Here is an 11,809-nt window from a genome sequence, read left to right on the forward strand (position 1 = left end):
AGACCGCCTACCCTTCCTCGGTCCTAAGCCTGTATCCGATGCCCGACTCAGTCAGAATCATCTTCGGCTTTGAAGGATCGTCTTCAATTTTTTTTCGAAGCTGACCGACGTAGATTCGGGTGTACTGCGTCTCGTCGACATACGAGGGCCCCCAGACCTGTTCGAGGATGAAACGATGGGTCAATACCTTCCCTGCGTTCTTCACGAAAAGGGCGAGGAGCGAATATTCCGTTGCCGTCAGCTTGAGGACGTCGCTCCCTTTTCTCACCACGCGTGCCGAGAGGTTCACGCTCAGCGTGTCGAGGCTGAATACTTCTTCCTCGGGAAGCGCCGTGCGATGGCGGAGAGCGGTCCGGACGCGCGCGAGCAGCTCGCCCGTGCGGAACGGCTTCACCAGATAATCGTCCGCCCCCGCCGTCAAGCACCCGACGATGTCGGACTCCGCATTGCGGACGGAGAGGATGATGATCGGTATCGTCGCCCATTCCCGGATGGATTTAAGTACGCTCAACCCTTCGATGTCGGGGAGTCCCAAATCGAGAATGATGAGCTCCGGGCGTTCCGTTCCGGCCATCCTCATTCCTTCATTCCCCGTCAGGGCAAACTTGAGAGCGTAGTTCTGCGGTTCGAGCGTCAGCTCAATAAGGCGGCGGATTTGAATCTCGTCGTCGATGACGAGGACAACAGGTTTTGTGCTCACGGCTGTGGAGATGATCCGATGTTCGTGGGAATTCGTAGTGTGAACTCTGCTCCCCCGGAGGGACGGTTTCTCGCGGTCAGCGTCCCTTTATGCGCTTCGGCGAAGCCTTTTGCAATGGTCAGGCCGAGGCCCGAGCCGCCGCTTTTCATCCCCTCAGCCCGATAGAATTTTTCGAACACTTTGGGGAGGTCGTCCTTCGCCAATCCGGATCCGTTGTCCGCAACGACAAAGATGCATTCTTTTTCGACGACCTTGGCTTCGATCGTGATGGAGCTGCCTTCCTGCGTGTGCACGGCGGCGTTGTGGACCAGGTTCGTCAGCGCTTGTTCGATCAAGCCGAAGTCCAGTCTGACAAGAGGCATTTCAGCCTGTACTTCGATAATGACAGTGTGGCGGGAAAGCTCCCTGTCCAGCCCTTTGACCGCCGCGTTGATGAGATCGTGAATGTCGCACCAATCCATTTTCGGCTGGATCATCCCGGACTCAAGCCGCGACATGTCGAGAAGGTTGGCCACCAGCCGGTTGAGACGCTCGGCAGCGATATGGATTTCTTTCGTATGTTCGTTCGTCGACGTGTGATCCTGCGCGGCAGAATTCTTCATCAAGTTTTCCGAGGCTCCCATGATCGCGGCGATCGGCGTGCGCAGTTCGTGCGAGATCGAATTGAAGAGGATCTTATACAACCTTTCTGATTCGGCGACAACGATCGATTTCTTGTTGACGTCGTTCAATAGTTCCCGCTCCATGGCCGACGCAATTTGAGCGATGAAATTGTCGAGCGATGTCTCCTGGTCGGTCGTGAGTTTCTCGTCCTTTGGCAGCCGGACACCGATGACGCCGAGCGGATACCGCGGGCCGGAAATCGGGAAATACGTTGCCTCGGCGGACGGAAGCGTGTCGGTGTATTTTCCGGCTTTTTTCTCATTCCAATATGTCCACGAAGCGACGCCGAATTCCTTCGCGTCGACGGCAAACGAGCTGGCTTCGTGAGGACGGCTTGAGATCTCTCCGTCCGCTTCACCCAAAATGATGACGACGTCGGCGTTAAAATATTTCTTGATGTTTGAAACCGCCGCCCGGATCACCTCTTCCTGCGAATGTGCCGATGAGAGGTCGTTGGTCAGGGAAAAAAGCGCGGCGGTCCGCTCTTCCCGCTGACGAACGGCCTGCCCTCTGGCCCGCACACGGGCAGTAAGGACTCCCGTCACCAGGGCCACGATAAAATAGACGCCGAGCATCATGACGTCTTCGAGCCGGCTTATGGAGAACGTAAAGATCGGCGGGATAAAGAAAAAATCCCATACGATCGCCCCCGTCGTTGCGGCGACAAGCACCGGTCCAGGGCCCATCTGCAGCGGAAGGAACGAGACCGTCAGCAGGACGATCATCGAGACCGTCCTGTAACCGATGAGCTGAGAAAACGGGAAGCAGGCAAGCGCAACCACGACCACAATGAGGGGTGCAAGAAGATATTGGGTGGGAGTCGACTGAATTTTCGGGATGAAGGTCTTTCTTTTTTCCTGGGAGGACGTGTCCTCTTGACCGACAATGTAGACGTCGACGTTGTGGCTTTTTTCGACGAGGTCTTCGATCAATCGCTGCGAGCGGGAGAACATGCTTCGCTTCGATTTTCCCACAAGAATTTGAGTTGCATTCTGTTCCCGTGCGACCCGGATGAGCGCGCTTGCAACATCGTCGTCCGATGTAGTGATGATCTCCGCTCCGAGCTTCCGCGCAAGGACGATATTTTTGGACAATTGCTCCTTGTCGCTCTCGAGCAACGGCGCCGAAGTCTCCACGCAGACCGCGACCCACGTTCCGTTCATGGTGTAGGCCAGACGGCGGGCCCAACGGAGGACCGATACCGAATGTGGGCTGGCGCTGATACCGACGATCAACCGCTGCCCTGATTTCCACGGGCCGGTGATCCGCTCGGTACGCATGTAGTCGCGAAGCTGGTGGTCGACGCGCTCCGCCGTCAGCCGGAGGGACATCTCGCGCAGCGCGGTCAGGTTCCCCTTGCGGAAAAAATTCTGGATCGCCTGCTGGGACCGCTCGGGAGTGTAGACCTTTCCTTCTTCCAGCCGTTTCAATAACTCATCAGGGGGAAGGTCGATTACTTCGACATCGTCGGCCCGCTCGAAGATCGAATCGGGAACAGTCTCCCGAACAAGCGAACCGGTAATTTGTGCGACGGCATCGGCGCGGCTCTCTAGATGCTGGACGTTCAACGTCGTGTAAACGTCAATCCCGTTGTCGAGAAGTTCCTGGACATCCTGGTACCGTTTCAGATGGCGGCTCCCCGGCGCATTGGTGTGTGCGAGCTCGTCGACGAGGACCAGTTTCGGTTTCCGTGCAAGGATCGCGTCAAGGTCCATCTCTTCGATAACGGAGCCGTGGTATTCGATTTTTTTCCGCGGAACAGCGGGGAGATTGGCAACAAGGGCTTCGGTTTCCGCACGCTTGTGAGTTTCGACAATGCCGATGACAACGTCGACTCCATTTGCGAGGGCGGCATGTGCGGTTGCAAGCATGTCGTATGTTTTCCCCACCCCGGCGCACATCCCGAAGAAAATTTTCAGTTTCGCCTTTGAGGCTTTTTCCTCTTCTTTCCGCAGCACGTTAAGGAGTGCATCGGGGTCCGGGCGGGATTGATCGATCGGGGGCATACCGTAATATATTGAATCTTTTTCAGAGTTTCACAGCACAAATCCCGCCAGACGAGTCTCCGAACGGGCGGGATTTGTGTGTGTACGTAAGGTGAACCGTTTTGGTATTGCGGTAATTACGTCAGCCTCAAGGCGACGAGAATCATATCCACCAGCTTGATCCCGAAAAACGGGACGATAATGCCGCCGACGCCGTAGATGAACAAATGTCTTCGCAGAAGCTGGACAGCGCTGACGGGGCGGTATTTCACTCCTTTTAAGGCGAGTGGAATAAGGGTGATGATAATGAGTGCATTGAAAATGACTGCGGAGAGGATCGCGCTTTCCGGCGTTGCGAGCCGCATAATATTCAGCGCATTAAGCGCAGGGTACGTCGTTGCGAACGCGGCAGGAATGATGGCGAAGTATTTTGCGACGTCGTTCGCGATGCTGAACGTCGTCAGCGTTCCGCGCGTCATCAATAATTGTTTGCCGATCTCGACGATTTCCAGCAGCTTGGTCGGATTGCTGTCGAGGTCGATCATGTTCGCCGCTTCTCGTGCAGACTGCGTGCCGGTGTTCATCGCAACCGCGACATCTGCCTGAGCGAGCGCCGGCGCATCGTTCGTGCCGTCTCCCGTCATCGCGACGAGGCGTCCCCCTTTTTGATAATCGCGGATGAGCTTCAACTTATCTTCCGGTTTTGCTTCCGCAAGGAAGTCGTCAACTCCGGCCTCCGCGGCAATGGCAGTTGCGGTCAACTGGTTGTCTCCGGTGATCATCACCGTCTTGATTCCCATTTTCCGCAGATGCGCGAAACGCTCCTTGATTCCTCCTTTAACAATGTCTTTCAGATGGATCACGCCCAGCACCTCTTTGTTTTCTGCGACAACAAGAGGAGTCGCGCCGGCACGGCTGATATCCTGGACCAATTGCTGCACGGCGGAGGGAAAGACGCCTCCCGCTTCCTCGATGTAGGATTTCATCGCTTCCGCCGCCCCTTTGCGGATTATTCTTCTTCCGTTCTTTCCTTCCGGCTGGATGTCCGCACCGCTCATGCGCGTTTGCGCGCTGAAGGGGACAAAGTGCGCCGAGATTTCATTGACGTTCCGTTCGCGGAGAGCGTACTTTTCTTTTGCGAGGACGACGACCGATCGCCCTTCCGGGGTTTCATCCGCGAGTGAAGCAAGCTGGGCGGCATCGGCAAGACGTTCCTTGGAAATGCCGGGAGCCGGAGTGAATTCCGTTGCCATGCGATTTCCGAGCGTGACAGTACCGGTCTTGTCAAGCAGGAGCACGTCGACGTCCCCCGCAGCTTCGATTGCGCGCCCCGAGGTGGCGATCACGTTGTGTCGGATCATTCTGTCCATCCCCGCGATTCCGATTGCGGAAAGGAGCCCGCCGATGGTCGTCGGGATCAAACAAACAAGGAGAGCGACGAGAACGGTGACGGTGACCGGCGTTCCCTGGCCTGCGGCTTGCACGCTGAAAAGCGAAAAGGGGAGAAGCGTCACGCAGACCATGAGGAAAATAATCGTGAAGGCTGCGAGCAGAATATTCAGAGCGATCTCATTCGGAGTTTTCTGCCTTTTTGCTCCTTCTATTAATTTGATCATCCGGTCGAGAAAACCTCCGCCGATTTCTGTCGTTGCGCGGACGATGAGCCAATCGGACAGGACCCTGGTTCCCCCCGTCACCGCGCTTCTATCACCTCCCGATTCGCGGATCACCGGCGCGCTTTCTCCCGTGATTGCGCTTTCGTCAACCGATGCGATGCCTTCGATCACCTCGCCGTCGACGGCAATGGTCTCGCCGGTTTCAACGAGGAATACATCCCCCCTCTGCAGAAGAGTCGAGTTCACGATATCGAAGCCGGATCCCCGTTTGGGACTTTTCAGCCGCTTCGCCTTCGTTTCCTGACGTGCACGCCGAAGTGCTTCCGCTTGGGCTTTTCCCCGTCCTTCGGCGAGAGCCTCCGAAAAATTGGCGAAGAGCACAGTGAACCAGAGCCAGAGGGAGACGCTGCCGATATACCATGCGGGAGCCTCACCTTGGCCGAATACTGCCTGAATCCACAAAGCGGTGGTCAGGACGCTTCCAACCTCGACCACGAACATGACCGGGTTGCGAAGCATGGCGCTCGGATTCAGCTTCACCAACGAATCTATGATCGCCCTGCGGTACATTTCGCCGGTCAGACCAAGAGGTTTTTTCGTCTGGAGCGAGCTCGTCGTCATTTTGCCTTCTTCTTTCGCAGCAATATACATATCAGTGCACCATCATAAAATGTTCGACAATAGGACCAAGAGCAAGAGCCGGCAGGAAGTTCAACGCACCCACGATCAGCACGACGGCGACCAGCCAGAAGATGAACAGCGGTGTGTGGGTCGGGAGCGTTCCTTCGCTTACCGGAACAAATTTTTTGCGCACGAGTGAGCCGCCAAGGGCGAGGGTCGGAACCGCCAGCCAAAATCGCCCGATGATCATCGCTATCCCGCCGGTGATATTGTAAAAAGGCGTGTTTGCGTTTATTCCTGCGAACGCGCTTCCGTTGTTATTCGCCTGCGATGTAAACACGTACAACACCTCGCTGAAGCCGTGCGGCCCGGGATTAGCTATCGAGCTCGTCCCGGCCGACGTTACGACAGCGATGGCGGTGAAGACAAGGACGGTGATCGGCATGATGAGGATGAGAAGCGACGCCATTTTCATTTCATACGTCTCTATTTTATGTCCCAGATATTCCGGGGTTCGCCCGACGAGAAGACCGGCAACGAAGACAGCGACGATCACGAAGACGAGCATTCCATACAATCCTGAACCGACACCGCCGAAAACGACCTCGCCAAAATGGAGCATCACCAGGGTGACGAATCCTCCCAGCGGCGTGAAGGAATCGTGCATTGAATTCACTGAACCGTTGGACGCCGACGTTGTTGCAGTGGCCCAGACGACTGAATTCGCGATGCCGAACCGAACCTCTTTTCCCTCCATGTTGCCTCCCGGCTGGATGCTGCTCGACGTTTGATCGACCCCCAGAGAGGCGAATGCCGGATTCCCTTTCTCTTCCGACCATCCGGCAAGAGCGAGAAATGCAATAAAGATGATCATCATCGCCGCATAGATTGACCACCCTTGCTTCGTATCCTTCACCATGTGGCCGTAGGTGTAGCAGAGTGCGGCTGCAATAAGAAGAATCGCGAGCATCTCGAGGAAATCGGAAAGAGGTGTCGGGTTCTCGAACGGATGGGCCGAATTAACGTTGAAGAAGCCCCCTCCGTTTGTGCCGAGTTGTTTGATGGCGATCTGAGACGCCGCCGGGCCCATTGCCACAATTTGCTCTGTGACCTTAGCTCCTGCCGTGTCCGCCGTCGGCTGCAAAAGAGGGACGGAGACGTACGGGGAAAGGTTTTGCACCGATCCCTGCGAAACAAGGACAAGCGCAAAGACAATGGAGAGCGGAAGAAGAATGTACAAAGTGGTTCGGGTCATATCCACCCAAAAGTTGCCGAGCGTCTTTGCCGAATGCCTGGCAAGCCCGCGGATGAACAAGGCAAGGATCGCCATGCCTGTTGCCGCGGAGACAAAATTCTGGACCGTCAACGCGAGCATTTGCGTCAAGTAGCTCATCGTTGTTTCACCGCCGTACCCCTGCCAGTTCGTGTTGGTTGCGAAACTGACCGCGGTGTTGAAGGATGAATCCGGCGAAACGGCGGTCATACTCTGCGGATTCAACGGCAGGTACTGCTGGATCCGCTGCAGCAGATATACGATCAAAAGACCGGCAAAATTGAAGAGCAGCATCGCGATCGCGTTCTCTTTCCAGTCAAATTCTTCGTCCGGATTGATGTTTGCCAGCCGATAGATCAAGCGCTCGAGCGGGCCGATGACAGGGTCGAGAAAGGTCCGCTCTCTCTGGTACACTTTGGCCATGAATAGCCCGAGCGGTTTCACTGCAAGGGTGAGGGCCGCCAGATAAAAAGCTATCTGCAAAATTCCATTAAGTGTCATTCAAATGTCTCCGGTTTTAATAGCACGATGAAGAGGTAGATCAGAAGGCCGACGGAAATCAGCCCGGAAACGATATAGAGCCAGTTCATGTGTTCTCTCCCGATTTAAATTCGCCGAGATTTTCACAAAGCTTCATTAATCCCCAGGTCAGCAGGAACGATGCCGCGACAATGCCGAGATAAATAAGATCTTCCACTTTATTTCTCCTTTGGCGAAGATTGAATTTCATCAAGTGCGAGATTGAGTTTTAAGACGTTTACACGCGGTTCTCCCAGAAAACCGAGCTGTCTTCCTTCCGTGGCCTGACCGACGAGGGACCGAACCTGCTCTGCGCTCAGTCCGCGAACACGTGCCACGCGGGGAGCCTGATACAACGCGGCCGCAACGCTGATATGCGGGTCGAGTCCGCTTGCTGAAGCCGTTACAAGGTCGACGGGGATCGGCTGCGTGTTGAGTGAATCGACGGCTTTAAGATCCTGGACCCTTTTTTTGACGGCGTCAATAAGGGCGGGATTCAACGGCCCGTAATTTGACCCTGAAGATGATCCGGCATTGTACGCGTACGGGCTCGTAGCCGAAAGCCGGCTCCAGAAATATTGCGGAGCGCTGAACGGTTGCCCGATGAGCTCGGAGCCGGTGATTTTTCCATCCTTCTTCATAAAGCTTCCGTTCGCTTTATCCGGAAAGATCATCTGGGCGATCCCCGTCACGACGAGCGGATACGCGATGCCGGTCAGGATGGTAAAGAGAACAAGAAGCACAAGTGTCGGTCGAAGCTGCTTTTTAAGCATTATTATTCCTGTCATTGTTTCCTGAGAATTTCATTTGCATGTGTCCGATCTGGGCCGCAAAATGTCCAAGCCGGGCATGAGTGATTTCCTTCTCCGGATCATAATCAGGGGAAGGATGTTCATTGGTTTCCGTTGCATGACTTGACTTCTCCCCCTCTTTCCAGGAGAAGTAGGTATGCGCGAGATACGTAAGCACGAGAGCCATGGCGAAGATGATTCCTGACATAGATGGTTCGATTGAAAATTAATTTCGGTATCAATATAGACTCTCGCCCGCCGCGGGACAATGATGAGGATGTAAAAAGCGGACGGAAAAGCATAAAGAAAATGTAAAGAACAGTCTTGGCGACCAGAAGATGCCTCCTCTTCTGCGGTGTTTGAACATCGGTAAATAATTCCCTACCTTAGATCATGCACCAGGGACCATATCACGAGAAGCAACTTCAATGTTAAAAATTGCGACCGAAGCCGCGCTTGAAGCGGGGAAATTCTTGAAATACAACGTCGGTAAGGTCAAGCACATCGAGCGGAAGCAGGGGCAGCAGACAAACCTTGTTACGGAAATTGACAAGCAGGCGGAAGCTCTCATCATCAAAAAGATCAAGCAGCACTTTCCGACTCACGATATTCTTGCGGAAGAAAGTGGCAGTCATAACGTGCAGTCCGAATACCGGTGGGTGATCGACCCGCTCGACGGCACGACAAACTTCACACACTCGCTTCCGATCTTTTGCGTTTCGATCGGTGTTGAAGTGAAGGGTGAAGTTGTCGCAGGAGCCATTTACAACCCTTCGGCGGACGAGTTGTTCACCGCAGAAAAGGGGGGCGGGGCCTTCCTGAATGGGAAGAAAATTCACGTTTCGTCAAACGATTCGCTGATCAACAGCCTGCTCGTTACGGGATTCCCTTACAATGTTAAGGACAACCCGGGGCATGTCGTCGAGCATTTTGTGAATCTGCTGATGGAAGGACAGGGAGTCCGGCGGCTCGGTTCGGCGGCGCTCGACCTAGCGTATGTCGCTGCCGGGAGGCTTGACGGATATTGGGAAGTGTTCCTTAACCCTTGGGACAAGGCAGCCGGGTTGCTGCTGGTGCAGGAAGCGGGAGGCGTCGTTACCGATTTCAAGAACAACCCGGGGAATATTTACGAGCCGACGACGCTTGCGACGAACGGACGGATCCACGAACAAATGCTCGCCGTGTTGAAAAAAGCTCTGTAGCGTTAGCGCATGGCACAACCTCACGCGAAAATTCTCATCGTCGACGACGAACCCGATCTGCTGGAGATCACGGCAGCATATCTGGAGATGGAAGGATACGTTCCTCTCTCGGCGCTGAACGGTCCCGCAGCGCTGGAAATTCTTAATTCCACCGTACCCGACCTTATCATTTCCGATATCACGATGCCGGGGATGAGCGGATTTGATCTGTTCGGGAAGGTCCGTTCCGACCCCCGCCTGCAGAACACGCCGTTCATTTTTCTCTCCGGTCATACCGACCTCCAGCACATCATGGCCGGCAAGGAACTCGGCAGTGACGATTACCTGATGAAGCCGTACGAACCCGAGATGTTGATCTCCACGATCAAAGGGAAGCTGAAACGAAGCCAGCAGTTGAGCGATTCGATTTCGCATCAGATGGATGAGCTGAAGAATCAATTGTTCCATCTCATCTCGCACGAAATGCGCACGCCGCTGACGTCGATTCTCGGGGCGGCCGATATTCTCTCCGCCGATAAGGAGAAATTGTCCCCCGAGGATTTCACTGAATTTTTACAGATGCTGAAGGTCGGGACACTGAGGCTTAACAGGATGGTGGAGGACTTCTTGCTTGTCGTACGGATCGAATCCGGAGAAGCGGCGAAGGATATCGAGTTCCGGAACGCGACCATTTCACCCTTCGAGATCGTGAACCGATTTGCCTCGGTGAGCGAGGACATAAAGAAGAACAAAGGGATCACGCTCAAGATCGAGGTTCCGGACGAATCTCAGGCTCTCTTTATTCATCCGCCGCATTTCGAGGACATCGTTGCCCGCTTGTTCGACAATGCCTGCAAGTTCGCTCCCCCCGGCGCCGTTGTCACGATCGCCTCGCGGGACGAGAAGGATCAATACGTGATTACCATCGCGGACAACGGGAACGGCATTCCGCGGGAAAAGCAGGATCGTCTGTTCGAAAAATTCTATCAGGTGGATCGGGAAGCGCAGGAGCAGCAAGGGGCAGGGTTGGGGCTCTACATCGCGAAGCGACTGGCGGAGCTCAATAAGTGCAGATTATGGTGTGAGAGCGATCGGGGGATGGGGGCTGTGTTTAATCTATCCATTCCCAAGAAAATCTCCCTCTGAGAAGCGACAACGGTCGCCGGTTCAGCTCGCCGCGCAACGTCTAGAATTCTTCCCCCTTTTCTCTGGAAATATCCGCCCCAAGAGCTTGCAGTTTTTTTTCGATTGCTTCATAGCCCCGGTCGAGGTGGTAGATGCGCAGGACCTCCGTTTCTCCCTGGGCACGCAAGCCGGCAAGGATGAGGGCCGCCGAAGCGCGCAAATCCGTCGACATCACTTTCGCACCGGTCAGTTTTTTGACGCCGCGGATCACAGCGGTATTTTCGTTGAGAGAAATGTCGGCGCCGAGGCGGACCAATTCCGGCACGTGGTTGAACCGGTCGAAGTAAATGGTATCGGTGACGGTCGAGGAACCTTTGGCCACCGACATCAATGCGATCCATTGCGCCTGCATGTCCGTCGGGAAACCGGGGAAAATCGCGGTCGTCACGTCGACCGGCTTGATCTCCTTCGGCGCCTGAATTTCGATAGAGGTTTCGCCCGTCTTTATTTTTGCGCCTGCGTCTTCGAGCCTGGCGGTCACCGCAGACACGTGTTCCGGATCGCACCCTTCGATGGTGATTTTTCCTCCGCACACGGCACAGGCCGCGAGAAAGGTTCCGGTCTCGATCCGATCCGGGATTGTCTTGACGTCGGCCGGATGAAGCGCATCGCTTCCTTCGATCTCGAGCCTGTTCGTCCCGATGCCGTCGATCGTCGCCCCCATTGCCGAAAGCATTTCAGCAAGGTTGGTGATCTCGGGCTCTACCGCGGCATTTTCAATCAACGTTGTCCCTTTGGCGAGGACGGCGGCCATCAAAAGGTTTCCCGTCGCGCCGACGCTAGAGATCTTCGACGAAATGCGCGTTCCTTTGAGGCGCCGGGCCTTCGCGATGATGTATCCCCGCTCCAATTCTATCGACGCCCCTAATTTTTTTAATCCTTCGATGTGCAGATCCACCGGCCGCGGCCCCCATGCGCACCCTCCCGGGAGCGAAACTTTCGCATGTCCGTAGCGCGCGACTAACGGTCCGAGGACATAGATCGACGCGCGCATTTTCTTGACGTGTTCGTACGGGGCTTCAAACTTGTTGACGCGAAACGTATTGACGAGGAGGGAGGTTCCCCTGCGTTCGAACGCGACCCCCATCGTTTGGAGCAGGCGGGACATCGTGACGACGTCGCGCAGGTCGGGCGTGTTGTGCAATTCGTATTTCCCGCTGGCGAGCAGGGTTGCGGGCATCAGCGCGAGCGAAGCGTTCTTGGCGCCGCTGATGCGGACCGTTCCGCGCAGCGGCTTTCCCCCACGAATCATGAATTTATCCACAACGATCCTAT

The 11,809-nt window shown here is 55.2% G+C and carries 10 protein-coding genes; 2 read left to right on the forward strand and 8 right to left on the reverse strand.

Going from position 1 to position 11,809, the window contains the following annotated elements; translation table 11 throughout:
* Positions 1-7 precede the first annotated feature (7 nt).
* The 7 genes from VMF88_14015 to VMF88_14045 all read right to left on the reverse strand — a co-directional run bounded on the left by VMF88_14015 (position 8) and on the right by VMF88_14045 (position 8,376).
* Positions 8-700 carry a response regulator gene (locus VMF88_14015; protein ID HTY12172.1) on the reverse strand — a complete coding sequence of 231 codons (693 nt, stop codon included), beginning with the start codon at positions 698-700 and terminating at the stop codon, positions 8-10.
* Complete coding sequence (locus VMF88_14020) at positions 697-3,369, reverse strand: sensor histidine kinase KdpD (protein ID HTY12173.1); 2,673 nt, start codon at positions 3,367-3,369, stop codon at positions 697-699. The genes VMF88_14015 and VMF88_14020 overlap by 4 nt, the downstream gene beginning before the upstream one ends.
* Positions 3,370-3,485: 116 nt before the next feature.
* A complete protein-coding gene (gene kdpB / locus VMF88_14025; GenBank protein HTY12174.1) occupies positions 3,486-5,534 on the reverse strand; it encodes a potassium-transporting ATPase subunit KdpB in 2,049 nt (682 codons plus the stop codon).
* Between the two features lie 82 nt (positions 5,535-5,616).
* Complete coding sequence (gene kdpA, locus VMF88_14030; protein ID HTY12175.1) at positions 5,617-7,359, reverse strand: potassium-transporting ATPase subunit KdpA; 1,743 nt, start codon at positions 7,357-7,359, stop codon at positions 5,617-5,619.
* Positions 7,356-7,448, reverse strand: coding sequence for a K(+)-transporting ATPase subunit F (kdpF, locus tag VMF88_14035; protein ID HTY12176.1), 93 nt, complete (start codon positions 7,446-7,448; stop codon positions 7,356-7,358). Before kdpF ends, kdpA begins: the two co-directional genes overlap by 4 nt.
* 108 nt (positions 7,449-7,556) lie before the next feature.
* Positions 7,557-8,150, reverse strand: coding sequence for a potassium-transporting ATPase subunit KdpC (gene kdpC, locus VMF88_14040; protein HTY12177.1), 594 nt, complete (start codon positions 8,148-8,150; stop codon positions 7,557-7,559).
* Positions 8,143-8,376 (reverse strand): hypothetical protein, encoded by a 234-nt coding sequence (locus VMF88_14045; GenBank protein ID HTY12178.1) that lies wholly within the window; start codon positions 8,374-8,376, stop codon positions 8,143-8,145. Before VMF88_14045 ends, kdpC begins: the two co-directional genes overlap by 8 nt.
* Positions 8,377-8,596: 220 nt before the next feature.
* Between VMF88_14045 and VMF88_14050 the strand changes: the two genes are divergently transcribed.
* Together VMF88_14050 and VMF88_14055 are read left to right on the forward strand one after the other, a co-directional pair.
* A complete protein-coding gene (locus VMF88_14050; protein ID HTY12179.1) occupies positions 8,597-9,370 on the forward strand; it encodes an inositol monophosphatase family protein in 774 nt (257 codons plus the stop codon).
* A gap of 9 nt (positions 9,371-9,379) precedes the next feature.
* Positions 9,380-10,495 carry a response regulator gene (locus VMF88_14055; GenBank protein HTY12180.1) on the forward strand — a complete coding sequence of 372 codons (1,116 nt, stop codon included), beginning with the start codon at positions 9,380-9,382 and terminating at the stop codon, positions 10,493-10,495.
* 40 nt (positions 10,496-10,535) lie between these two features.
* On the opposite strand, the gene murA is transcribed toward VMF88_14055, so the two are convergent.
* A complete protein-coding gene (gene murA, locus VMF88_14060) occupies positions 10,536-11,798 on the reverse strand; it encodes a UDP-N-acetylglucosamine 1-carboxyvinyltransferase (GenBank protein ID HTY12181.1) in 1,263 nt (420 codons plus the stop codon).
* Between the last annotated feature and the right edge of the window lie 11 nt (positions 11,799-11,809).

Source organism: Bacteroidota bacterium (assembly GCA_035506275.1).
Taxonomy (GTDB): Bacteria; Bacteroidota; Ignavibacteria; order UBA10030; family UBA8401; genus JAGVPT01.